Origin of the sequence: Saprospira grandis DSM 2844 (assembly GCF_000275825.1) — a bacterium.
GTDB classification, from domain to species: Bacteria; Bacteroidota; Bacteroidia; order Chitinophagales; family Saprospiraceae; genus Saprospira; species Saprospira grandis_A.
On sequence record NZ_JH719942.1, the window covers coordinates 4,370,090 to 4,392,960 of the forward strand.

Sequence of the window (22,871 nt, forward strand, 5' to 3'; positions counted from 1 at the left end):
CCATCCCTCAGCCTGCGGCGGCTCCGCCGCCTGCTAGACCTAAAAAGCAACTAAAAAGCTAGCTCATGGCTATTAAATAATAAGCCCCGTTAGGGCTCTTAATTAACAATTGGGCCTAAAAAAAGGACCAAAACCAAAGTTTTGATCCTTTTGGACCAATGGCCTTAACCATCGGCCTATAGCTAATTGCCTTTAGCAGGAGCGAAGCGACTGGCCACAGCAAGGACTTTAGTCCGCAGCTCGACGACCAAAGGGAGTAACCGATGCGGCAGCAGAGGAGCGAAGCGACTGGCCTAGCGATGCGGCGGGGTGGCCGTCAGGCCAGACCAAGCAGGCGAAGCCTGCGCAGGGCCGAGCAGACCTGCGAGCCCCAAAGCGTAGCGCCGCAGCTTTGCTGCGGAGGCCCCAAAAACAGCACTAACTATTTAATTTTGGGTAGGCCCAAACGATCAGCCATTGGCCGAGGGTGTAGGTAGACATGATGCCAAAGCCTGCTAAGAAAAAGTTGGGATAGACAAAGGCGTTGAGGCCAATCATGAGGTCGGAAATGAGGAAGAGGAAGGCCCCCAAGCCCAGTGCGCCTAGGATTTTTGCGGCCTGTTTTTTATAGACCATCAGGGCCAAAACGCTCATACTGCCTAGGGCCAAGGCATAGATCGCCACGGCAAAAGGCAAGATGGGATCTGCTAATAATTTGGGCAGGGCCAAAAAATAAAAGCCAAAGGCCAGCGACAAAACTAGGGGTGCAAAAATGGGTCGGCGGCCCAAAAAGGAGGACCAAGAGCGCCGCTGAAAAAACAAATAACTGTAGAGCAACTGCATCAATAAAAAGCTGCCGAGGCCCAAAATAAAATAGGTGTCGCCTAGCATGAGGGCGACATCTCCGCCCCAGGCGAAAAGCAAAGCCAGCACAAAAAGGAGGTCATTTTTTCGGGCATTTTGGGGCAGGCTCCAATAAAAACGGAGGGCCAAAATGGGCATGAGCAAGGGCTTACAGCTATAATCTAGCTGTTGATCTAGGGGGGCATCGGACAAGCGGCCCAGCAAACAGCCCAAGCTAGCCAGGGCATACAAAATATCTAAAAGCCAAATTGGTTTTTTCATTGCTTGAGGTCTTCGGGATAATCAATGCCATGGCTTTCGTACTGTGTTTCGGCCATATAAATGGGGTAGCCCGCCTCTAGCCAGCGCAGCTGCTCTAAGGACTCCGCCTGTTCTAAGGCCGAGGGAGAGAGTGCCAATAAGTTGGGTAATAATTGGGCATCATAGCCATAGAGGCCAATATGTTTGTAGTAATTGTGTTTGGCCAAGGGGTTCTCCTCTCCTCTAAAAAAGGGAATGGGAAAACGGCTAAAATAAAGGGCCTGTTGTTGGGCATTGACCACCACTTTAACTACCTGAGGCGCCTCGAGCATTGTTTTTTGCTCAATTTTTTTCATCAGGCTGCTAATGCCGCCTGGGCGCAGCGCTCCTTTGAGTTCTTCCAATTGTTCGGGTTGAATAAAGGGTTCATCGCCTTGAATATTCACCACAAAATCAAAATCTTCTCCCTGCGCTTGCAATTTGGCCAGCACCTCTCCTACTCTATCGCTGCCTGAAGGGTGCTCGGGGCGGGTCATTATGGCTTGGCCTCCTCGGGAGCTCACCGCATTAAAGATGCGTTCGTCATCGGTAGCGACCACTAATTTGGTCCAATTTACTTTTTGGGCCTGCTGATAAACCCGCCAAACCATGGGCTGTCCGTCAATATCGGCCAAAGGCTTTCCTGGAAAACGGGAAGAGGCGTAGCGGGCTGGAATTACAGCTAAAATTTTCATTGGAAAAATCAATTATAATGTGCTTGCAAGCGGTTAATAATTTTTTGCCATTGGGGGGCGCTGCCGTCTATACTTCGGCGCAGCCAAAAGGTAAGGATTTCGGCCTCATAATCATTAGCGCGGTAATCAAAAGCTTGGGGATATTCTTGGCTAATTTTCTTGCGCTGCTCTAAGGTTTGCTTAAAAAACTGCTCATAAGCCTTATTGGCCATAATTTTCTCGTAGGAAATGTCCTTTTGCATCAGGGCCTGATATTGGCTTTTGAGGCTAGTCATTTGGGCTTTATTTTTCCAGGGCAATAATTGTCCGTAGGCCCAAGTTTGCAAAAGCAGGCGATCAAAAGGGGCGGGCATAGTTCGGTTTTTGGCCCAATCTGCTGTTTTCAGCTCTTGGTCGAGCCCCTTATACAGTTGTTCTAGCAAGGCGGGGTTATGGTAACCAAAGCTGGTTTTATTCTCCAAGTCGAGTAGTTCATCGGTTTGGCAGCCGCCCAGAAAAAAGTTGGCGGGCTTAATCTTTTGCCAATCTTTTTGTCCAATTAGAGAGCTGAGGTGCAAAAGGGCGGTGCGGTAGCCTCCTTTTTTGCCATAATCTACATCTTCCTTGGCCCGACCCATAAACATCGTTTTGGGCAGGGTATGAAAAAGGTGGTCGGCCAAATCGCTAAAGCCTTGGGCATCGGCTAGTGTTTTTCCTCTGTGCATCTGCGGCAACTGTTCGGCTTGTTCGCTCAAATGCTGGCCCAAGCTGGGGCCGCTAGGGGTTTGGGCCTTGGGCAAAGGCGCAATTGTTTCTGTCTTTTCTATTTTTGGGGCTGACTCACAAGCCAGCAAAAAAAAGGGAAGGCTTCCCCAAAGAAGTAATTGTTTTTTCATGCTTTTTTCTTTGGGGAAAGATAAGAAAGTTCTGCGATTCCCCTAATCTTGCATCCCAGGAGAATAATCTACTTTTTCGACCTTCAGGTCTTCATTCCAGTCTACAATCCGGACCTTCAGGTCTTCGCCATAATCTACCTTTTGCCATTGGCCACAATCATCTGCGCCCCATTCTACAAATTGGACCTTAATATCTGCATCATAGTCGACATACTTGATCTTAATATCTTCGCCATGCTCTACAAACTTCACTTTGCCTTTTAGGGGCAGGCCATTAAAGGCACAGCGCGCTTTGGGGTGGCAATAAGGCATAATGGTCGAAAACAACATCAGAAAGCTGCTGGCCATTTTAATTTCGCTTGAGGCTTCGGGCAGCTCATCTCGCAAATCCCAGCTTTCCCAGTTTTTATCGCCGCCAATATAGCGGGTATTAAACGCTAGGCGGCCTGTACTTTCTCCAAAATCTGGAACCAGTTCCCATTCTTCCCAGGCTTTTTCGCTACTGCTATATTTGGTCCGGAGCAGATAGACTTCATCGGGGGCGGCTTCGCTATAAATTTCCCATTCCTGCCAGGCCTTATCTCCATGTTGAAACAAACTGCGCATGACAATTCGCTCTTTTCCCTGCCATTCCCATTCTTGCCATTTTTTGCTCCCAATGCCAGTTGGGTTAGCTTGTGCATCTACGGTTTCTCCTTCTATTCGCCAATCTTCCCAGGCATTTTTGCCTGAATAGGGCATATAAATTTTCACTTTTTCGTTGGCGCTATTTCGCAACCACCAAGAGCGCCAATTATCTTTGCCGATATACTCGGTTTCCAACTGTTTTAGGGGGCTGGTTTCTTGGGCCCATAGGGGCTGGCCCAAAAAGCCGAGAAGCATGAAAAGACTAATTACTGATTTCATCTGTTTTGTTTTTGTTGCCGATTGCAAAAATTGCGCAAAAAAAAACAGCTCTGTACAGAGCTGTTTTTTTTTGAAAGCGATGAATTAACGCAATGACTTCTCTTTATCATTGTATTTTTTCCAGTTCGCATCATCATTTTTGCGGGTGTATACTTCTTTGAGGGCTCGGATGAGGCCTAAATCATCTGAATTTACTTTTTCGGCATCTAGCAAGCGGGCCAAACCTTCATCCAAATAGCTCATATATTCTTTTTGCAAAGCCTCGCCCTTTTCTTTTTCCTTAAGGCCTAGAGCCTGCATCTGAACCACAAAGTAGTTCGAGTGATTGACATAAATGGCGCCCAAACTATATAGCGAGTTAAAGTGGTCGGCTTTAAGTGCTTTTGTTTTTTCGTACCATTTTACGGCTTTCTCAAAATAGCTTTTCGCCTCTGCATAAGCGGCTTTGTCTGTTTCGGCTTTTTCTAGGGCCTTACGGAAAAGCTCATCATACATATTGCCCAAAACGAAATGCAGTTCTACATTTTCTTTATCGGCTTCTACGGCTTGCTTAAGTTCTGACTCCAATTCTGCTAGGCGACCTTCAGCCAAAGCGATATTGATTTCTGCAATGAGTAGGTCAAAGTTGGTCGCATATTTATCACGGCCTTTTTTCAAGATGGCTTTGGCTGCAGCGGTATTTCCTTCATTAAAGTAGCCTAGAGCAAGTTTAGAATAAGCTGTTTGCTCATTGGCTTCTGACAAGCTTCCTTTTTCTAGGACTGGCAAAAGCAAGGCTTCGGCTTCTTTGCTTTTTTTGTCGCTTACTGCAGCTAGGCCGCCCAAAAAGCGAGCATTGCTAACCATATCTACGGTATTGCCAGCGGATTCAAAGGTCAGGTTAATTTTGCCTTTGGGGTCAAAGGCAGCCGTTCTTTGGGGAATAGCGGCTACTCTACGAAAGTTTTCGTAGGCTGCCGTCCAATCTTGGCCATTAAAGGCGGCTGTAGCTGTATTATAAAGCACTACACCCGCATTCTTAAAGCCGGTTTTAAAATCGCCTTTGCCCTTAATTTTACTTTTGGGCTTGCCTTTGGCCTCCACTTCGGCCTCGGCCATGCTCAATGCTTTTTCAAAAGCGTCATAGGATTCAATAGCTGCCTTGGGGTACTTGGGTCCTAGTTCTGCATCCGCCGCAATTCGGTGATAAATCTGCCCCTTATACTTCCAGCTTTTTACGTCATCTTTGGTTTTTTCATGTAAAACAACCTGATCGATATTTGTTTTGGCTCGCTCTAAAACGCCCTTTTTGGCAGGCGCTCCGCTATAATCCATAAGGTCCATAAAAGCCGAAGTTCGCAAATTGTTTTGCGCCTGTACGGCTACTCCCATTCCCACAAAAGCCGCTATGGCCAGATATTGCTTCATTTTCATAATAAAAATTCATTTGTTTTTGATGCACATTTTTTGTGCTGTTGTCGGTTAAGTTTGTTCTTTTTTTGGGGCCTCCCGCAGCAAGCTGCGGGCGCTACGTTTCGGGGCTCGCTGCTCGCTCGGCCCTTCGGCGCAAAGCGCCTTGGTCTGCGGCTGCGCCGCCCCCTCCACATCGGTTACTCCCTTCGGTCGTCGAACTGCACCCTAAAGGGCTTGTTGTGGCCGTCGGGCCTTCGGCCCTCTTGTCAAGGCTGCCGAGGCGGGGCAAATTTACGCTAAAATATTTTGTAAAAAAGGTAAAAGTGCCTTTTCCAGTTCTTCGGGCCAGGCTTCTAGCCTACTTTCTTTGGATGCGCTCTCCTCTGCTTTTGGTGGATGCTTGGCCAGTTGTAACATTTTTTGCCGCTCCGAGCGACTAAACTGGCTAAAACTACGCCTTAATAAGGGGAGTAATTCCTGAAACTGCCTACTGGGCAAAGCACTTAGCCACTGGTCCAAAATCAACCAAAGAGACTGATTATGAATCAGCAGCAACCCACTCCCATACAAAAAGCCTTCTATCCAAGCGGCCGCAGCTGCTCGCTCCTGACCCAAAGAAAGGGCCAAACTCATTTTGGCCGTTAGCTGCTCTAAGGGCAAGACCTTTTGATCAAATAGCAAACGCAAGGCCAAGCCCTGCAAATTAGCTCTCAAGCCTTTTTGCTCTCCCAACTGCAATAGGGCCGACTGCCAAAGGGCCAGTTGCTCTTCCTCATTGAGCAAAACCACCGCCTGATGCAATTTGATAATGGCCTTAAAAAAGGCCGCAGAAGCTTCTTCATCTAGGGCCGTAGCCGCCCTAGGCAAGGCCACCACCACCCTGGCCAATAATTGCTCCACCAATTGCCCCAAAGTAGAAAGGTCCGTTTGCCGAACATCTCCATAACGCAACACCTGCACTAAGGGCGGCAGGGCATCCATTAGCATCAATACATCTTTGGTCAAAGCCGCCCGATGCTGAAATTCAGCCAAAAGTTGCTGCATCAATTCGGGCAAATGCGCCTTAAGCACCAGTTCGAGTAAATTACTCAAATCTTCTAAGCGCTGCATGTCTTTGGCCTTGGCCAAACTCATTTGCTCCGCAGCTAATAATAAGGTATTTCCGTAGGTGTTGGCCTCTATAATATGTAGGGCAAAATCTGCCTGCCATTTCAATTGCCAATATTCGTTGCGGCTACTCTTTTCGCGGCCCGTTTGGGCCTCTTCTTGGCCCCAAGGCAAACCAATTAGACAAAGACGATGCAAAAAACGACTCTGTTCTCGGTCAAATTCATTCCGCAAATCTAAACCGCCTCTGGGCCTAGACTTTGTGGCCTTTAGCCAAAGCGCCTCCGATGATTGACGGTATTTTTTGAGCTTCAAGCTTTTAATCTGCCCTTCTATATCTTCTTGCAATGGCAAACTGGGAATATCCGCAGAGACTTCCCCAAAGGCTTCCCCCACAATCAGTCGCTTGCGCAAAAGGGCCAAGGCTTCGGTTTCTCCTTGCGTAAATAAGGTTTGGGCCGCCTCAAATAATTCCTGAATGCCTGGCAACATCTGCCCCCGTAAATGGGCCGTGGCCTGAGCCAAACGAATCGCATCAATGACCTGGGCCGGACTAGCCGACAAGCCTTCCGCTCTAAATAATTGCGCCGCTCGACTCATCCAACGCAATACCGCTTCTTCCCTATTCTCAAATAATAAACGGTACCAAGCTGGCGAAACAATACCGGCCCCATAACCCGCCTCTCTAGACAAACGCTCATAGGACCAAGGGATCCAACTTGCCGCCGTTTTCACCTTGGGCAAGCCCCGAAGCAAAGCATTATCCGCCTTTTCTGAAAAAGCCGATAAATCTAGCGCGGGCGTATGCCAGGCCCCACAAACCACCACCACCTTTTTAAACTGTCGGCGCTTGGCCTGACGCAAGGTTTTGCGCATATAAGCCTCTCGCAAAGCTTCTATGATTCCATTTGCAGTGGGTTGATGCGGCATATCCTTTCGCAATTCCTGCATCAAGCTCAAAATTTGGGCAAAAAGGGCCGCAGGTTCCCCATCATACTGTTCAAAATGGACCTCCCACCAGCGCTCACTATCTTCATAACCCGCCAATTTGGCCATATAACCCAAGGGGTCTTTTCTGATTTCATCCTGATTGATCGACTGATGCTCTAGGACTGGCACTTCTAGCTGCTCGGCTGCCTGCTCCAAAGCCGAAGCCTCTGTTGTCTGTAGGCCAAAGCGAATAGATTGCGGCAAATCGAAATGCCAAAGCGGAATATTTTGCGCCTGAGCATAACGCATGGCCTGCCATTCTGGAGAAAAAGCAGCAAAGGGATAATAAACAGCTTGTTGCAAATCCTTTGGATTATAAATGAGTTGGGCCAACGGAGGCTGCATATCCTCTCGGTCCAAATAAGACAGTAAGGCATCGGCATCTTCTACCCCCTCCAGTAAAATAAGCTCCGGCTGATAGCTTTCTAAAAAGGCAGCTAGCGCCCTAGCCGAACCTGGTCCATGATGTCGAATGCCTAACAATTGTAAATCCATAAATTCTTTTTTTGAGCAGATATTGAGCCGCTGAAAGATAAGGAACTTTGGATAGAACTCATTTCAAAATGCCTTTCTTGTCGTTTTGAGCCCTAACTTTTAAAGCAGAGCAAGATGTATTTTTCTTTTTTTTGGGGCCTGCCGCCTGCGGCGGCCGGGCCCTTACAGGGCTCGCAGGTTTGCTCGGCCCTGCGCCAGCAAGCTGGCTGGGTCTGCCGCTGCGCGGCCCCCTTGCAGGCCCCTAGGCCAAGTCGCTTCGCTCCTTTGCGGCGGCTTCGCCGCCTGTAGGATGGATATATATACCTTGGGTTAAAACCCACAGCAACAAAAGCGGCCATACTAAGCGCAATAAAAATGAGCCGATAGTTGAAACCATCGGCCCATAACTAGCAAGACTAATTTCTTGTGTCTAGAAGGAGCGAAGCGATTTATAAGGCTAGAGTGGTCCCCCCATTTTCCACCTAAAAATACTCGCTTAAAAAAGCATAAAAATCGCAAGTTGATGGATAGTTATCACAATGATGCGACTCAAGCACTTTTTCTCTGAACGGCTCTCTTCGCTCAGCTTTAAAATGCAGAAACAAGAAGTGCTGATGCGTATTCAAATTTTAAATGAGTTTAATGCTGTCAAGCTAAAAGTTACTAATAGTCAGTAAATTATGATTTATGCAACAAGGCCAACAAATACCTAACAGGTGCTCCATCGACTATAGTTTATCCAATAATGAATCTAAATTCACTGGGATTGGGTAACCATGCTTTGCTGCATAATTCCTAACAAGCGTTCCCACTAAAAAATCCTCTGCATCAGCAAAATGTAGATATATTTTATCTTTCGTTTTCAAGTCAACTAAAATAGGGACATTCCCATAACAGGCGTCCTTAGGATCTTTAGTTTCTAAAAATTTAGAGCTATTCCATACAAAAATAACTCCCCAATTTAAGATAACAGAAAGTTCATCTACAATAGCAAGTTCTCCTAAAGTAGATTCTCGCCTGCGAATTTCCTGTAATACTATTTCTTTAGCTTCTTCATATTCTTTAGTATCCATATTATTATTTTTCTGTAGTATCCCAAACTTGCCAAGCATCAGCCTTTAACCCCCTAATAAATCCACTTTGTTTGTACGGATCTGTTACAATAGTTTTACTTTGTCCGTCTTTAATGATTATGTTCCCTTTCTCTTTCATCATGTTAAAAACGGCCTTGTTGCATAAATAAACTCCTTAAAATCAGCTAATTACAAAAAACCTTACGAATTAGGCATAAAAAAAGGGACAAGCCCCGTAGATTTAAGTTTTTTCGACGAACAATAAAACCTCGAGCTGTCCCATGACAAATGTAGAAAAAACCTTACGGAATTACGCACTAACCAACAGATTTTATACCGCCCAAGGAGAGTTTCTTTTTAATGTTTGGTTTCCGCCTTTGGCAAGCAAAAACCTCATCACTAAGCGCTCAAAATGGCCCATATCATTTATAGCAAACAAGGGCTTTAGCCCGCCAGTTTGCATAGACCCGCAAGCATGGGCTTCAGCCCATGGGCGCAAAACAAGTCCATACAAAAAATCAGGGTAAAAACAATTGCTATGCTTAGCACCCTGGGCTGAAGCCCAGGGTTGTTACCTGAGCGAACTAGCGGACTAAAGTCCTTGTTCGCTTTTTCTACTTCTAGCTTTCCATTAAGCTTCGGCCCAAAACTACCCAGCCGCTAAAAGAGGTTTTCTTTATCTCTCCTTTTTCAAAACTCCCAAGAAAAAGTTGAGGGACTAATATTAAAATTTTGTGTGCGCCTCTTTTGCTGCCTAGGGACAAGCCCCTAGGCTAGCTTTTTTAGACAGCCCTCTGCGAGGGCCTTTGGATATGGCCCTTCTCTGCAATCACAACAGAGCAAAGCCGTAAATCATAATTTGAGGCCCTTTAGGGCTGACTCCATTGGATTAGCCTAGGGGCTTGTCCCTAGGCGATGAATAGCAGGCGGCTTCGCCGCCATGGCCGAAGGCCAAACGGCCTAGCGATGTGCAGGGGTGGCCAAAGGCCAGACCAAGCGGGCGCAGCCCGCGCAGGGCCGAGCGAGCAGCGAGCCCCGAAACGTAGCGCCCGCCGAAGGCGGGAGGCCCCTACTGCAAATCAATATAGATGGGGCGGCTAGTATGGATAAGCAGCTAACTACCACTAATTTTAAATGAAATATTTTAGTACAGGACAAAAAAAAGGAGCCATAAAAAAGTTGTAAATTGTGGGTATGAAATCAATAATTTCCAACTCATAAATTGCTCTGGAGGAAAGATACAGAAAAAGAAAACTAACTGCTCATTTTTCAGGGCATAGTCAGCGGATAAATATGCTAGTGCTGCTAATTCTAGGCCTGCTCCAACTAGGCACAATTAGCTACCCCAAACGGAGCAAAGCAACCAACACTAAGCTATACTTAAAATGGTAGACTTACACCTTTGTCATACGGAGCAGAGCCAACACTAAAATTCAAAAAATAGGGATAAAAAAGCCTATGTAAGTCGGGTCACCTAGAAAAAGAGGGGAAAAACCTAACTTTGAAATAGAAACAACTGGCAGAAAAAAATCTGCTTATAGCTAACCCAATAAATCTAAAAAACGATGAGCTTTCTATCTAAAATTAAGGACTTTGTAGGTTTTACCGGACTAAAAGTAGAGCATGAGCGGCCCAATTTGGAGCTGCCATACAACAGCACTCAATTTGATTTCCCTTATGTTTTGCAAGTGGGGCATAATTTGGACATTACCGATATTCGGCAGACCTTGCGGGTTCAGCGTTCTGGTTTTGACGCTTGTATAGAAGAGTTAATTTTGGTGGATAAAATGGCCAGCAAAACGGCTCCTGAGAGCTTGCATTTTCCTTTATCTGTAGAAAAAGGGGAGCAATTGCACTACCCCCTTAGCTTTGAGTTTGACTTGGTCGAGGCGCTCAAAAAATGGAATATCAACAGTGTAGAAGAGGCCTTGAAAGCGAATTTAAAATTTGAGGTATTGCTTCAAATTGACATTAAAGAAACATTTTATGCCTTTGACCCAGAGGTACGTTTTATCTTGGAATTAAAAGCATAATTGTAAGGAATATCACTTAGGGGGGCGGTTCTTCCGTTTATATTTGGGCAAAAACAGATGAAAACACTAAAAATTGCGAGTTTGCTTTTGGGCGGCTCATTACTTTTTGCCTATTGTTCTAGGCCAAGTGGCAGCGAACTAAACGTTTATTCGGGAGAACAGGCCCAAACCCTAAAAAACAAGGGCAGCGAGGCCGCCCTCAAGGCGCAGCAAACTTTGCTAAAAGCCGTAAAAGGCGCCATGGCCGAAAAGGGCGTAGCGGGGGCCTTGAGCTATTGTAATTTGGAGGCTTTGGGCTTAAAAGCCAAATTGGGTGAAGAAATGGGCGTAGAAATCGCTAGGCGATCGGCTCGTTATCGCAACCCTAAAGATGCCCCAGAAAATGAGTTTGAGGAGCAGCTTTTGGCGGCTTATGAGCAGGCCCAAAAAGAGGGTAAAGACCTCAATAGCCAAATTTTTGAAAGCGAGACTCATTATATCTACTATCAGCCCATCAGCATTCCCAATGCAGCTTGTTTGAAATGCCATGGGAAGCCGGGCCAAGACATAGCGGATGCAGATGTACAAAAACTAGCCGAACTTTATCCAGACGATAAGGCCCAGAACTATAAACTGGGTGATTTTCGGGGGGCTTGGCGGATTCAATGGACCAAAAATCTGCAGGAATAGTCTTTTTGTCGAAACAGCTTGGAAAAGCTTTTGAAAGCGCTTAATTTGGGAAAAACATCCCCGCTTATGCGCATTCAAGAATCTATCAGTATGGCTTTCTCGGCTATACAATCTAATTTTATAAGAACATTTCTCACTTTGCTCATCATTGCCATTGGAATCATGGCATTGGTGGGCATTTTGACGTCTATAGACAGCATCAAGGCCTCTATGGCCGACAATTTTGCCAATATGGGCGCCAACACCTTTAATATTATCCCTTCGGGAACGGGGGTTCAGGGCGGGCGGCGTGGCCGCCGCCAAAAAAGGGGCGAGTCCATTAGTTATCAGCAGGCCATTTCCTTTAAGCAACAATATAATTTTCCGGCCAAGGTCTCGGTTTCTGCTTTAGGGACCACCCTAGGCCTCATTAAGCGAGGGCCAGAAGAAACCAACCCCAACACCACCGTTTATGGCATTGATGAAAATTATTTATCGGTGGCGGGCTATGAGATAGCTAGAGGACGAAACTTTACGAAAACCGAGGTAGAATTTGGCCGAAATCTGGTCATTTTGGGCAAGGGCATTGCCGATCAGCTTTTTCCCAAACAAAGCCAAGAGCGGATTTTGGGCCAGCAGATTAGCTTGCGCAATATTAGTTATACCGTGGTGGGGATTTTGCAAGAAAAAGGCTCGAGTATGAGTTTTTCGGGAGACCGCATTGTCTTGATGCCTTTAATGAGTTTGCGCAAATATTTGGGCTCGCAAACCAATTCCTACAATTTATCGGTGGCCGTACAAGAGGCCCAACAAATGGAGCTAGCCATGGGCGAGGCCGAAGGGATCATGCGGGCCGTTCGGCAGATTGCCCTAGATCAACCCAATAACTTTGAGCTAGAAAAAAGCGATGGCCTGCTTGATGTTTTGGATGAAAATACGGCCAGTATTCAAATTGCAGCCATCTTCATTGGTTTGGTGACCCTATTGGGCGCCGCTATTGGCCTGATGAACATTATGTTGGTTTCGGTGACCGAACGAACAAGGGAAATTGGCATTGCCAAATCTCTGGGGGCCACCAAAAACAGCATTCTACAACAGTTCCTCATAGAAGCCCTCGTTATTTGTCAGATTGGAGGAGTTTTAGGCATTTTTCTCGGCATCATGGTGGGAAATGTCGTCACTTTGGCCATGGGCGGACAGTTTCTGATCCCCTGGGCTTGGATGGCCCTAGCCTTTGCCCTCTGTTTTTTAGTAGGCCTGATATCGGGAATTTACCCCGCCATGAAAGCCGCTAGCCTAGATCCTATTGAATCTTTGCGCTATGAGTAACGCTATTCTAGATTGCCCCGAAAGAACCATCTTGTAAGAATAGACTGTTACGCTTAAACCACTTCTAGGAGATAGCTTTTTATGCAAAACAAATGCGGCAAAGTTTAGAAAGCATTAAGAGAATGGAAGATTTATTTTAATAAGTTTATGTTATTCCTTTTTTAAAAAAGAAATAAGTTATATATTCGTGCTAGCAGGCGAATCAACTGTCACAACTTACTTCTATTTTGTCAGTAAATTCACCTGAAACAAAAATCGAACTAACTTAACTTTAAAATTAAATTTTATGGATTTCTCTAATTTGAAAGAAGAAGATGCTAAGCAACTGCTCATGCAGTACGATGCACAACAACGTCAATTGTTTTTCCAACTACAGCAGGTACAAACAGCTATTGGTAAATTACATGCTGTTTTGAATGGCGACAGCTCTTCAGAAGTAAATGCCACACCTCAGGTGCAGCCCGTAAACAGCGCTTTTATTCCTGTAGGTTATATGTATAACGGCGAGCGCATGATTACTCAGGCTACAGCCGAACAGCCTCGCAAACGCCCATATACTCGCAATAGCCCTTGGCCCCAGTTTATCCTAGATAAGTTGGAAGAAGGAAGCAAAACATTGAGCAGCCGCGAAATTTATGAACTAGGCATCAAAGCCAATGTAGAAGACGAAATGGGCTTCCCCGATGCTGGCGAAGTACGTCGCTTGATCTCTAGAGCCCTACACCGCTTGAGCAACCAAGAGAAGAAAATCTCTAAATTCCCCCTTCGTGAAGGACAAGGAAAAGGCTACAACTATGCTCTTCCTGCTTGGCTAGACAAGAAAGGTAATCTTCCTGACAAGTATAAGTCTAAAGACTTTTAGTCAGAAAGACGCTTAACTAAAGAAGTTTAAAATGTCTCTTTGTTTCTGCAAAGGGGCATTTTTTTTATTTTAACAACGCCATGATTCTTATTTTGGGGCTGCCCCGCCCTGCGGGCGGGTCGGGCTATGCGGGGGCTCGCTACTCGCTCGGCCCATCGCTTTTTTCGCTTTGCTCAAAAAGCTCGGTCTGGCCTTTGGCCCCCCCCTACTATCCCTCAGCCTGCGGCGGCTTTGCCGCCTGTAGGACCGAAATAGACAAAACGCATTTAATCATAGCGCTTTGAAGCGCAACAAAATAGTAGATTATGTTAAAGCATTTTTTATTTTGCTTTTTGGCTTTGGGCCTCTTATCCTCTTGCAAAACAGCCAATAATGCTGGTAGTTTTACCGATACAAGAGATGGCCAAAGCTATAAAACAGTAAAAGTGGGCGGCAATCTTTGGATGGCCGAAAACCTTCGTTTTGAGCATGCAGAAGCGCAGCCTTATGGAAAAAACGAAAGTAAAAAATCTGAAGGCTTGCTCTATAGCTTGTCTGGCGCCCGCAATGCTTGTCCAGAAGGCTGGCATTTACCTTCTGTAACAGAATGGGAGTTTTTGCTCAAAAGAGCAGGCGGCTATTACCATGAGGTAGTCACTGGACAAAAGCCCAAACTAAAAGGCTCTCCTTCTTCGGTATTTCTTAAAATTAAGGAAGGAAATGGTTTTGGTTTTCCCGTTTTGCCTATTGGCTGGGGCAGCCCCAAAGATGGCGGTTTATTTATGGGCCAAGGAAAACAAACTGCTTTTTGGAGCGATACCGCTCATCCGATGATGAAAAAGAATCATAAATTTGTTCTATTCAATTTTAAGGAGCAAAAAGTAACAATTACCCAAAAGCCTTTTGATGAATTGCTTTTGCCTTGTCGCTGTGTGCAAGATTAAGGCTGTTGTTTTGGGGCCCGCGGCCTAGCGAGCCCCAAAATAGAAAACAATAGTCTCCTCCCCCTTCATTTTATTCCTATGTCTAGACCAAGCTACTACTTAGAAAAAACAAAAAAGCGAATCATCTTGGCCCAGAAGCCTTTTGCCAGAGGTGGAGAAGGAGCCTTATATAAGGTGCGGAGCCCCCGAAGTTTGCAAGACCGACTGGTTAAATTGTATTATCCGCATAAATTGCAGGCCGAAAAAAGAAGCAAATTGCGGGCCCTAGCCCATTATCCGCCCCAAGGCCTAGGAAAAGAACAATTGCCTATTTTTGTTTGGCCCGAAGAGATCGTTGTGGACCAACACAAACAACTGCTGGGCTTTATGATGCCTTTTGTGCAGGGACATAAATTAGAGCTTTTTTGTTTGCCCAAATTGCCCTCTCGCCTAGGAAGTTATTTTCAAAAATATAATTTATCGGCAGAAAATGGCCAAGTTTTGCGGCTTCGCCTCGCCTTTGAATTGGCTTTGGGATTGGCCCGTTTGCAGGCGGAAGACCGCTACGTTCTAGTGGATTTGAAGCCAGAAAACATCTTGCTTACGGCAGATAACCAACTTGCTTTTGTAGATTTGGATGCTATGCAATTGGAGCATGCTGAAGGGCTGGAAAAGGCGACCGTAACTACGCCAGAGTATAGCGCCCCAGAATATTATCGAGATGGCCGCCCCGCTGTTTTTGATAGTAGTTGGGATAACTTTGCCTTGGCCGTGATTATTTACAAATTATTGTTTGGGATTCATCCCTTTGCGGCTACGGCTGGAGGAGAATATGCCAAATTGACAAGTTTGCATCAAAAAATTGAGGCCAGGCTCTTTCCGCATCAGTCAGAAATTCCTTTTTCGGTTATTCCGCCTCCGCATCAGCTGTTTAAAGAAGAATCTGCAGCTGTGCAAGAAGCATTTAAACAGGCCTTTATTCTTGGACATTCTTCGCCGCAGCTTCGGCCTTCAGCCAGAGCCTGGTGTTCTATTTTGTGGACCGAATTGGGAGATCCTAATTTATTGGGGCGTTTTTTAGACTTCTACCCTATTGTTTGGCGAAAAAAAGGAGAACTATTAACGGTAGAAGAATTAGCGACTAACTTTGGAGAGGAAGACAAAAGCATAGCGGCCCTAGAAGCGCCAATTTTGGCCCATTGGGAGCGACAAGCCTTAGAACTGCCTCAGGAACTACCTTCCTCTGTAATTATTTCGCCCCATTTGCGGAAAGAAATTTTGTGGGCCCTGCCAATTGTTGTTCTAATCGCAGCTATTTTGGCCCTAAATTTCAAATGGGCCTATGGATTTCAGAAAAGCTTTTTGCTCTTCCCTATTTCCATTATTTTGGCTGTTCTAGGCTATTTTAAGCGAAAAAAGCTTTTGTTGCAAGAGCGAAAAAGAGTAGCTATTGGGGGCATTTGGGCCGAAATAAAGGCCTGGAATGAAGAAAGTGCACAGCCTCCTTTGGCCAAAAAAGAATTGGCCTATTGGGATTTGGAAGAAAAGAAAAAAGAACTAGTTCATGCCTATCGTCAGGCTTTGGCGCAACTAGAAAAAGAGCGCAAAATCTTATCAGCGGCAGAAAAACAAATTGATCCCCAAGAAGAAGAAACCGCCTTAAAGGCATTCTATGAACAAAAAAGTTTGCCTATCCCCTACAATATTTGGCAAAAGAAGGATGCTTTTTTAAATCAGCTCTGGAAGCAATTGCCCTATCCTTTGAAGGGGCAGAAAAGTATGGCCGCAGCTAGGCAGCATTTGGCGGCATTGGAGGCTGAAGAATTGGAAAAAATAGAACAAACTTCTTTTTCTATAGATAAAAAAGCGGCTAGATTGGCCCTCTTAGAGGAAAACCACCAAGAAAATATAGCCCTTTGGGAAAGTCAGAAGCGTTCTCTAGATAGCAGTTGGCAGCAAGAAGAGCAAGAGGGGAAGCAAAGATTAAATCGTTTGGCAGATTTTGATCGGAATTATAAAAAAAGGTTGCCCAGCATTTCTCCGGCTTTAAATCAAACTTTGCTCATTTATATGAATATTGACAGTATGTTATCTTTGGCCCAAGTAGATCCAGTTTCGGCGGAGCTTCAGTTTGTGGGGGGAGAAAAACGTTCTTTGGCCGCTTGGGTAGAGCAAAAACCCAGCTTAATGAAAGAACTATATGATTGGTGGCAAGAAGTTATGGCAGCGCAAAAAGCCTTTTTGGATCAGCAAAATCGCCTAAATATTGATCGGACCAAAAAGGATTTGGCCAAAGAGCGCAAACAATGGCAAAAAAAGTATAAAAAGAAAAAGACCCAACTAGAACAAGCCGATGAAGAATTTTTTCGGCAAGAAGCGAGGGCAGTTACCCTCCTTAAATATAAAAGCTGGAGAAAGGAATTAAAAAAGGTAGAAAAGCAACTCTATAAAAAAGCCCGAAAGAATAGAGCGGGCGAAGCCCTAGCGAATTGGAAAAAAGCCTTTTTGGCCCTAAGCATACAGCATCAGCAAAATATATGGCAGTTGTCGGCTCAGCAAGAGGCTCTTTTTTCTCCATTTTCATTTGAAGAGCGGATGAATTTTGAGCAAAAAGATCGGCAGAAAGTGTTAGAGGAGCGTTTGGCGGCTTATTATCAGGAGTATGGGCATAAAAAAGCCCCCAGAAAGGGGGCCGTTTAGGAATACTTATAGTTGGTGGTTGGTCTTTACATATCATTGTCATGGCAGCGGCCATATTCATCGGCTTCTTTACAGCTATTTATGCTAGTAGTTGCTTGCTGTAGAAGTCTATTTTGCAGAGAAATATATTTTTGGGGAGTATTCATTAGCTCTCCTAGCATTTGGAGATTGAGCAAATCGCCATCAAAGCGATCATCAAGACCATCTTGGTCCAAATCTCTAAAATTATCGACTTGGCCATTTTCGTCTCGGTCCAATTCCATATCATTCCAAAGCCAAAGATCTGCTTGGCCATCGCCATTAAAGTCTAGGTCTAAAAAAGCGGGCAATCCATCTTGGTCCAAATCTAGTTGGGCCAAATTTAATTGGGCATCATCATGCCAGCCATCTAGGTCTTCATCAATAAAATCATCAACTTGGCCATTGCCATTTTGATCGAGCATGCCTGCTTCTACTAGATCGGGAATTCCGTCATTGTCACTATCGAGGTCTAGGTAATTTGCTAATCCATCGCCATCTTGATCGGCTAAGGGGTAAGCTTGTTCTATATAATTGGGGATGCCATCATTGTCGGCATCAAAATCAAGTTCATCGGCAATGCCATCTTGGTCCATATCCTGTTGAGCGAAGATAAAAGTTGGGGCCAAGAGCAGTAGAGCAAAAAGAACAATTTGGGGGAAATTCATAAGGAGGGGCTTTGCTTGTTTTGGAATAAGCTATCTTATTCTAATGATACAAAGGTAGGCCTCAAGTCACTGATTTTTAGTGGTTTTAATCGCAGAGCTGAAATTTAGGTAGTTATTCCCCTTTAGTCAGTACTTTCTCTATGCGTATTTTACCTAAACAGTTGTTCAATTTAGTTTTTATAGTCCTTTTATAATTGGTTCAAGTAATTTAGTGTATTTCCTCCAGGGCAGTTGCTTTTCCATGCAGTTTTGTTCTGCTTTAAGGAAAAGCCAGCGGAATTTTGCTCCTTGTATTTGGGCGACCCGCTAATTGAAAGCCACTAATTGAAAGGGGAATTTAAGGGCCGAAGAAAAAAGCGCTGAGGAAAACTAAAGTTGTGCGGCCCAGCGCTGCGCAGCCGTGGCCGCAGGCCAGACCAAGTTTTTTGAGCAAAGCGAAAAAAACGAAGGGCCGAGCAGACCTGCGAGCGGCGCAGCATAGCGGCGGCCGACCTAGCCAAAGGCTAGCCGGCCGCAGGCCCCAAAACATAGAAAAACAAAAAAGGTGGAAAAGAAAGTTTAATCTAAATAATTAGACTGGCTTAGGGGTTTTATTTGGATATAGCTCAATTGCCTTTTTTAGAAAAGTGTTGCTTCAAAAAGGCTTTATACTTCGCAAATTCTTCTTCGGCCCTGGCGTTTTTTTCTATATCGTGAAAATGCAAGCTCGCTTTAAACTCAAGTCCTACAAAGGCATTCATTCTATGAAAAGGGAAGAGCACACCTTCATCAACAGATTTTTGTTGAAAAAACTCGCCTTCCCATTCAAAAGCTTCTTTAGGGGCATTCCAACTGCTAGTAATAAGGTAGTTGCGGCCATGCAGTAAGCCCCCAGTTCCGTAATTTACTTTGGGGTTTTTAGAAGAACGACCATCGCTGGTATAAATCCGTCCATGCCCCTTTGTGAAAACCCGATCAATATATTCCTTGAAACGAAAAGGCATATGAAACCACCAAATTGGCATATGATAAATGATCGTGTTGGCCCAAAGGAATTTTTCTACTTCTGTCTCTACATCATATTCTTCGCTTAATTTAGTGTATTGTAGTTCATAGCCTTCTTTGGGCCCAAAAAAATCAAGGTCAAGGTCTAATAGACTTTGGTTAAATCGACCGGGAGAATGACCAAATGAGAAGCCGGCGTTTATGACAAAAATATGTTGCTTTTTCATGCTAATGATGTATTTAGAAAGTAGAATAGAGGATAGCCTCTTTGTATTGCAACACAAAATTAAGCGCTATCTTTGCTAGCAGCAATCAATAATTTTTAAATTAGCTATTAGTATTTTTATACTAGCAGGCTCAACCAATCGGATTATGCTCAATTTAGAATGGCTCCGTAGCTTTAAAGCAATTTATGAAGAGGGGAATATTAGCCGGGCTGCTCCAAAATTGTATAGCTCTCAACCTGGTCTTAGCATGCAATTAAGGGCTTTAGAACAGCATCTAGGCTATAAACTGTTTATTCGAGCAGGCCGACAAATGAAGCCCACAGAAGAGGCTAAGCAACTATATGCCTACGTTCTGCTCGCCCTAGAACGTCTGGAGCAGGTTGAAGAACTTTTTCAACAAAGCGCTTTGCAAAAACGAGAGCGAATTCGTATTGGCCTTTGCTCCGAAATTTTTTCATTGGTTTTGGCGCCTCAATTATCAACGCTCTCTTTTGATGTACATGCCCGCTTTGCCGATAATTCTACTCTTTTTAAAGAGTTGGAACAAGGCCTGTTAGATCTCTTAATTACAGCCCAGCCCCTAGATCATAGTCTAAAAAGACGCTTCGAAGCAGCGCATTTTTCTCAAGAACAACTTTACCTTGTTGGCTCTTCAAATTTAGACCTTTCTCCTTTTCAACAGGCCATTGAGGCCCAGGATTATAAGCGATTAACGCAGCAGCTAAGAGAATTTCCATGGTATGCCCTTATCAATGAAATGGAACATAGCCGCCGATTTTGGTCCGATAATTTTGATGAACCGCTGCCTTTTCAACCCAATTTTATGCTGCCCAGCCTAGCTACGATTATTCAGTGCCTAAAAACACAGGAAGGGCTAGCTATTATTCCAGATATTTTGATCCAAAAAGAGCTAGAAAATAAGGAGCTGCAGCTTATTTGGAGCGGAAAAACACCTTCTGTTAACCCACTCTATTTTATTCGAGATAAACATAGCCGAAAAGAGAAAGAGTTGGAGTTGCTCAAGGCTATTTTTAAACAGAAAATGCCCCCACAGATAAAAAAAGAGCTGCATCCGTAGAATAGAAAAAATAAAAAAGGCGGAAAAACCAGATCGATTTTTCCGCCCATGCTAAAAAGAACGCTTAATCTAAATAATTTTCCTCGGGAACGGTCCAGCTAGAAGGCACGACATAACCCTGCACCTTACTTTTTGCATAGGCTTTTATGCAAACCTTATTGCCTTGGTTTCCGCCAAGGGTAAGAATATGGCTCTCGGTTTGGCCGGCTACAAAACCGACATGTCCGCCGCCAGAGCGACTAAAAACGACGATGGCCCCATAGGCGGGCTTGTCAATTTTTTGCCCATAATTGAGATAACTTTTGGCTCGGCCACCATCATAGTAACTGAGTGCGGGCTGTCCCGATTTTTTGAGACAATGCGAAACAAAGGCCGCGCACCAGTTGGCTGTTTTTACGGTTTGTTTGTGCGCCCATTCGTCATAAGTGCCCAATTCTTGGAAGAGCATTTTGACAAAGGGGTCATCTTTTACCATTGTTGCGGTTTCGGCTTTGCCCTTATAGCCTTCTGCTTTGCTGATCCAGGCAGGCTTTTGATATTTCCCTTCTTTTTCAGGAGTTTTGCCATCATCACTTGGCTGATCTTCGGTTACTGTTGTATTATCATTTTCTGCGGAATTTTCGCTAGAACTTGCATTACCAAAAAGAGAGCCTGCGGTTTTTCCGCCCACTTCAATCAAGCCATCTTGCCAACCAAAGGTTTTTTGCTGGTAGTTTCTGATGGCCTTAATGCTAAGGGGCCCGATATCGCCATCTACGGCTAGGCCTGCATTATTTTTGGCATTTAGTGTTTTTTGGACCAAAACGGCATCGGCTTTTTTGTTTTCTCCGCCTTTGCCAACCGAGGCCGAAATGCTGCTGTTGGCCGTGGGGGCTTCTTCATTTTCCTCTTTTCCAGAAGGCTCATCCTCTTCCTCTAGGCCTTCTTCATCGGGCATATCGAGCCCTTGTTTTTTGGCAAAGCCTTCAATATGATCAGATTGCTGTTGGACCTTTGTTTCATAACTTTTATCCGAGGCATAGCGCTGCTCATTCTCATTGGTAAAGTTTTTCTCCAATTCATCGGCATCTTTGGTCGAGAGATAATCTTCGGCCATCAAATCAAAGTACATTTCGATACCGGCATTCATATCGGGCAATTGGTCCAAAAAGTTGGCATCTCCAGAATCGTAAACGCCCACATTGAAAGGCGATTTTTCGCTGCCTTCTCGCTTGCCACGACTACCAAAAAAGGTTTCAAATTGCAATTGCGACAACATCATTTCTACGGGCACCACTTTTTTGATGTCGCCATATTTTAGGTAAGTTTTGAGGGCTGCATCGGCTAGGGCTTGGCCATTAATTGGACTCTTTTGGCCCTTGCCATATTTGGCCATTTTTTCGTCAATATACTTTTGCGCCAAGGCCGCATAATCTTCAAAATAATCTTTTTCGGCCAGCGTCAAGCTGCTTTTATCCACCACAACCTCCGAGCGCTCTTTCATAAAGTCATCAAAACTCCAACGCTTGTTCGGATCCACCTCAAATTGTGGTTCTCGGCCCAGTTCGCTGGCCTCTTCTTTACTTTCTTCTGTGCTGCTTGTGGCTGCCGAAGAAGCCGCCAAAGCTTTATCCAAACGCTGGTTAATTCGACCCATCAAGGCCTCAATTTCCGAAATTACTTCTTGCTCCTGAGCGTCAATTTTTCCATCACTCATAAACAACTTTTGCAAACTGCTCAGCTTGCTTTCATAATCTTTTAGGACCGCCTGTAGCTTTTCAACTTGATTCATAAGAGGGTTGTATTTTGGCAAATAATATTGGGGACCAGAAAATACAGAAAGCCAAAAACCAAGACAAGCTAATCCCCTCTTTTTTAGGATAAAACAGTTTTCTATTGTTTTTTTAAACAAGTTCTTTTATTTTGATAAATTTTGAACTTCGGCAAGAACAAATTCCATTTTTGGGCCGCCTGCCTAAGGACTATAGGCAGGCATTGGCGCCCAGTGCTCATTTATTTATCTTTTTCCCAGTCGGTATTGTACATATCATACTCATAAGAGAGGTCCAAATCGCTCAAAATCATCTCCAAGAGTTCGTCATCTTTGGGGTCATAGCCCGTTTTCAGATTATAGCCATACCAAGAGGCCATACTTTGCCATTTGACGGCGGTCCAACGGCCTCTAAAGTTCCGAATGACCCGATAAAAAGGCTGTTCCAGCTCTCTTTCCACCATCTTAATCAGGATATAGCCCTGCGATTTGGTCAGTTTTTTTAGCTGCGCCTCATATTCTGGAGTCAGTTCTTTTTGATATTGCTTAATATATTTCTTCTTTTTTCGGCGGCTCATCCCTCTGGTTTCCTCTTCCATTTGCCGATGCAAACGCACCGCTTCTAGGGCCAGGGGAAATACTTTGACGCCATAATGCCGCCACTGATGGTAGCGCCGACGCTCTTCTCGGTTTTCAAAATTTCGTTTTCGGCTCACTTGCACATCAATGCCGCTAATGGTTGGCAGGGTGTCGCCATCAATAATGAGAATGGGAATAATTTCGCCATTAAAGCTGGTGGTTCCAAAATATTCGCCTTCTCGAATCAGGCTGTCTTGCTGTCCCTGAACCCAAAAACTAAGGCCCAAAAAGGGCAAGATATAGAGTAGTTTACGCATAATTTAGCTATTTAAGCAATTGATTAGGGCCAATTTTATGCCCAAAAAAAGCCGACAGTTTTTGCTGCCGACTTTTAAGATAATATTGTTTTTTTGGGGCTGCCCCTCGCCTATCGGCTCGGGTCGGGCTGTGTCGTGGCTC

The 22,871-nt window shown here is 44.8% G+C and carries 19 protein-coding genes; 7 read left to right on the forward strand and 12 right to left on the reverse strand.

What is annotated here, in order from left to right; all coding sequences use genetic code 11:
- Nucleotides 1-417: 417 nt before the first annotated feature.
- The 8 genes from SAPGRDRAFT_RS19400 to SAPGRDRAFT_RS23210 form a co-directional block, all read right to left on the reverse strand.
- Nucleotides 418-1,104, reverse strand: a complete 687-nt coding sequence (locus SAPGRDRAFT_RS19400) for a lysoplasmalogenase (RefSeq protein WP_002661187.1) — start codon at nucleotides 1,102-1,104, stop codon at nucleotides 418-420.
- Complete coding sequence (gene kdsB / locus SAPGRDRAFT_RS19405) at nucleotides 1,101-1,817, reverse strand: 3-deoxy-manno-octulosonate cytidylyltransferase (protein ID WP_002661188.1); 717 nt, start codon at nucleotides 1,815-1,817, stop codon at nucleotides 1,101-1,103. The genes SAPGRDRAFT_RS19400 and kdsB overlap by 4 nt, the downstream gene beginning before the upstream one ends.
- A gap of 8 nt (nucleotides 1,818-1,825) precedes the next feature.
- A complete protein-coding gene (locus SAPGRDRAFT_RS19410) occupies nucleotides 1,826-2,692 on the reverse strand; it encodes a hypothetical protein (protein ID WP_002661190.1) in 867 nt (288 codons plus the stop codon).
- Between the two features lie 42 nt (nucleotides 2,693-2,734).
- Nucleotides 2,735-3,598 (reverse strand): hypothetical protein, encoded by an 864-nt coding sequence (locus SAPGRDRAFT_RS19415; protein WP_002661191.1) that lies wholly within the window; start codon nucleotides 3,596-3,598, stop codon nucleotides 2,735-2,737.
- A gap of 84 nt (nucleotides 3,599-3,682) precedes the next feature.
- The gene (locus tag SAPGRDRAFT_RS23205) at nucleotides 3,683-5,011 is read right to left on the reverse strand and encodes a tetratricopeptide repeat protein (RefSeq protein ID WP_002661192.1); all 1,329 of its coding nucleotides are present in this window, start codon (nucleotides 5,009-5,011) and stop codon (nucleotides 3,683-3,685) included.
- Nucleotides 5,012-5,281: 270 nt separating this feature from the next.
- Nucleotides 5,282-7,582, reverse strand: coding sequence for a DUF5682 family protein (locus SAPGRDRAFT_RS19425; protein ID WP_002661193.1), 2,301 nt, complete (start codon nucleotides 7,580-7,582; stop codon nucleotides 5,282-5,284).
- Between the two features lie 707 nt (nucleotides 7,583-8,289).
- Entirely contained in the window at nucleotides 8,290-8,634 is a 345-nt protein-coding gene (locus SAPGRDRAFT_RS19430) for a YrhB domain-containing protein (RefSeq protein WP_002661196.1), read from the reverse strand.
- Nucleotides 8,635-8,638: 4 nt separating this feature from the next.
- Entirely contained in the window at nucleotides 8,639-8,776 is a 138-nt protein-coding gene (locus SAPGRDRAFT_RS23210) for a hypothetical protein (protein WP_002661197.1), read from the reverse strand.
- Nucleotides 8,777-10,199: 1,423 nt separating this feature from the next.
- On the opposite strand from SAPGRDRAFT_RS23210, the gene SAPGRDRAFT_RS19435 reads away from it, so the two are divergent.
- The 6 genes from SAPGRDRAFT_RS19435 (at nucleotide 10,200) to SAPGRDRAFT_RS19465 (ending at nucleotide 17,108) form a co-directional block, all read left to right on the forward strand.
- The gene (locus tag SAPGRDRAFT_RS19435) at nucleotides 10,200-10,667 is read left to right on the forward strand and encodes a hypothetical protein (protein ID WP_002661199.1); all 468 of its coding nucleotides are present in this window, start codon (nucleotides 10,200-10,202) and stop codon (nucleotides 10,665-10,667) included.
- A gap of 57 nt (nucleotides 10,668-10,724) precedes the next feature.
- Complete coding sequence (locus SAPGRDRAFT_RS19440; protein WP_002661200.1) at nucleotides 10,725-11,336, forward strand: Tll0287-like domain-containing protein; 612 nt, start codon at nucleotides 10,725-10,727, stop codon at nucleotides 11,334-11,336.
- Nucleotides 11,337-11,402: 66 nt separating this feature from the next.
- Complete coding sequence (locus SAPGRDRAFT_RS19445; protein ID WP_002661201.1) at nucleotides 11,403-12,644, forward strand: ABC transporter permease; 1,242 nt, start codon at nucleotides 11,403-11,405, stop codon at nucleotides 12,642-12,644.
- A 286-nt stretch (nucleotides 12,645-12,930) separates the two neighbouring features.
- The gene (locus SAPGRDRAFT_RS19450) at nucleotides 12,931-13,506 is read left to right on the forward strand and encodes a hypothetical protein (RefSeq protein ID WP_002661203.1); all 576 of its coding nucleotides are present in this window, start codon (nucleotides 12,931-12,933) and stop codon (nucleotides 13,504-13,506) included.
- Nucleotides 13,507-13,811: 305 nt separating this feature from the next.
- Nucleotides 13,812-14,429 (forward strand): FISUMP domain-containing protein, encoded by a 618-nt coding sequence (locus tag SAPGRDRAFT_RS19460; RefSeq protein ID WP_002661204.1) that lies wholly within the window; start codon nucleotides 13,812-13,814, stop codon nucleotides 14,427-14,429.
- Between the two features lie 78 nt (nucleotides 14,430-14,507).
- Nucleotides 14,508-17,108: a protein kinase domain-containing protein gene (locus SAPGRDRAFT_RS19465; RefSeq protein ID WP_002661206.1), complete on the forward strand. Its 2,601-nt coding sequence runs from the start codon at nucleotides 14,508-14,510 to the stop codon at nucleotides 17,106-17,108.
- A 26-nt stretch (nucleotides 17,109-17,134) separates the two neighbouring features.
- On the opposite strand, the gene SAPGRDRAFT_RS19470 is transcribed toward SAPGRDRAFT_RS19465, so the two are convergent.
- Both SAPGRDRAFT_RS19470 and SAPGRDRAFT_RS19475 read right to left on the reverse strand, forming a co-directional pair.
- Nucleotides 17,135-17,794, reverse strand: a complete 660-nt coding sequence (locus tag SAPGRDRAFT_RS19470) for a hypothetical protein (protein ID WP_002661208.1) — start codon at nucleotides 17,792-17,794, stop codon at nucleotides 17,135-17,137.
- A 605-nt stretch (nucleotides 17,795-18,399) separates the two neighbouring features.
- Nucleotides 18,400-19,005: an NAD(P)H-dependent oxidoreductase gene (locus SAPGRDRAFT_RS19475; protein ID WP_002661210.1), complete on the reverse strand. Its 606-nt coding sequence runs from the start codon at nucleotides 19,003-19,005 to the stop codon at nucleotides 18,400-18,402.
- A gap of 145 nt (nucleotides 19,006-19,150) precedes the next feature.
- Here SAPGRDRAFT_RS19475 and SAPGRDRAFT_RS19480 point away from each other — a divergent pair, with 145 nt between their 5' ends.
- Complete coding sequence (locus tag SAPGRDRAFT_RS19480; RefSeq protein ID WP_002661211.1) at nucleotides 19,151-20,083, forward strand: LysR family transcriptional regulator; 933 nt, start codon at nucleotides 19,151-19,153, stop codon at nucleotides 20,081-20,083.
- A 64-nt stretch (nucleotides 20,084-20,147) separates the two neighbouring features.
- Here the strand turns inward: SAPGRDRAFT_RS19480 and SAPGRDRAFT_RS19485 are convergent, their stop codons facing one another.
- Together SAPGRDRAFT_RS19485 and SAPGRDRAFT_RS19490 are read right to left on the reverse strand one after the other, a co-directional pair.
- Nucleotides 20,148-21,854, reverse strand: a complete 1,707-nt coding sequence (locus SAPGRDRAFT_RS19485) for an NlpC/P60 family protein (protein WP_002661213.1) — start codon at nucleotides 21,852-21,854, stop codon at nucleotides 20,148-20,150.
- Between the two features lie 221 nt (nucleotides 21,855-22,075).
- Nucleotides 22,076-22,729, reverse strand: coding sequence for a DUF4294 domain-containing protein (locus SAPGRDRAFT_RS19490; protein WP_002661214.1), 654 nt, complete (start codon nucleotides 22,727-22,729; stop codon nucleotides 22,076-22,078).
- Nucleotides 22,730-22,871 lie beyond the last annotated feature (142 nt).

What these genes read in the sequence shown, in the direction of transcription:
- SAPGRDRAFT_RS19400 (WP_002661187.1), bottom strand. Translation starts at nt 1,104, where the DNA reads ATGAAAAAACCAATTTGGCTTTTAGATATTTTGTATGCCCTGGCTAGC.
- kdsB (WP_002661188.1), bottom strand. Translation starts at nt 1,817, where the DNA reads ATGAAAATTTTAGCTGTAATTCCAGCCCGCTACGCCTCTTCCCGTTTT.
- SAPGRDRAFT_RS19410 (WP_002661190.1), bottom strand. Translation starts at nt 2,692, where the DNA reads ATGAAAAAACAATTACTTCTTTGGGGAAGCCTTCCCTTTTTTTTGCTG.
- SAPGRDRAFT_RS19415 (WP_002661191.1), bottom strand. Translation starts at nt 3,598, where the DNA reads ATGAAATCAGTAATTAGTCTTTTCATGCTTCTCGGCTTTTTGGGCCAG.
- SAPGRDRAFT_RS23205 (WP_002661192.1), bottom strand. Translation starts at nt 5,011, where the DNA reads ATGAAAATGAAGCAATATCTGGCCATAGCGGCTTTTGTGGGAATGGGA.
- SAPGRDRAFT_RS19425 (WP_002661193.1), bottom strand. Translation starts at nt 7,582, where the DNA reads ATGGATTTACAATTGTTAGGCATTCGACATCATGGACCAGGTTCGGCT.
- SAPGRDRAFT_RS19430 (WP_002661196.1), bottom strand. Translation starts at nt 8,634, where the DNA reads ATGGATACTAAAGAATATGAAGAAGCTAAAGAAATAGTATTACAGGAA.
- SAPGRDRAFT_RS23210 (WP_002661197.1), bottom strand. Translation starts at nt 8,776, where the DNA reads ATGATGAAAGAGAAAGGGAACATAATCATTAAAGACGGACAAAGTAAA.
- SAPGRDRAFT_RS19435 (WP_002661199.1), top strand. Translation starts at nt 10,200, where the DNA reads ATGAGCTTTCTATCTAAAATTAAGGACTTTGTAGGTTTTACCGGACTA.
- SAPGRDRAFT_RS19440 (WP_002661200.1), top strand. Translation starts at nt 10,725, where the DNA reads ATGAAAACACTAAAAATTGCGAGTTTGCTTTTGGGCGGCTCATTACTT.
- SAPGRDRAFT_RS19445 (WP_002661201.1), top strand. Translation starts at nt 11,403, where the DNA reads ATGCGCATTCAAGAATCTATCAGTATGGCTTTCTCGGCTATACAATCT.
- SAPGRDRAFT_RS19450 (WP_002661203.1), top strand. Translation starts at nt 12,931, where the DNA reads ATGGATTTCTCTAATTTGAAAGAAGAAGATGCTAAGCAACTGCTCATG.
- SAPGRDRAFT_RS19460 (WP_002661204.1), top strand. Translation starts at nt 13,812, where the DNA reads ATGTTAAAGCATTTTTTATTTTGCTTTTTGGCTTTGGGCCTCTTATCC.
- SAPGRDRAFT_RS19465 (WP_002661206.1), top strand. Translation starts at nt 14,508, where the DNA reads ATGTCTAGACCAAGCTACTACTTAGAAAAAACAAAAAAGCGAATCATC.
- SAPGRDRAFT_RS19470 (WP_002661208.1), bottom strand. Translation starts at nt 17,794, where the DNA reads ATGAATTTCCCCCAAATTGTTCTTTTTGCTCTACTGCTCTTGGCCCCA.
- SAPGRDRAFT_RS19475 (WP_002661210.1), bottom strand. Translation starts at nt 19,005, where the DNA reads ATGAAAAAGCAACATATTTTTGTCATAAACGCCGGCTTCTCATTTGGT.
- SAPGRDRAFT_RS19480 (WP_002661211.1), top strand. Translation starts at nt 19,151, where the DNA reads ATGCTCAATTTAGAATGGCTCCGTAGCTTTAAAGCAATTTATGAAGAG.
- SAPGRDRAFT_RS19485 (WP_002661213.1), bottom strand. Translation starts at nt 21,854, where the DNA reads ATGAATCAAGTTGAAAAGCTACAGGCGGTCCTAAAAGATTATGAAAGC.
- SAPGRDRAFT_RS19490 (WP_002661214.1), bottom strand. Translation starts at nt 22,729, where the DNA reads ATGCGTAAACTACTCTATATCTTGCCCTTTTTGGGCCTTAGTTTTTGG.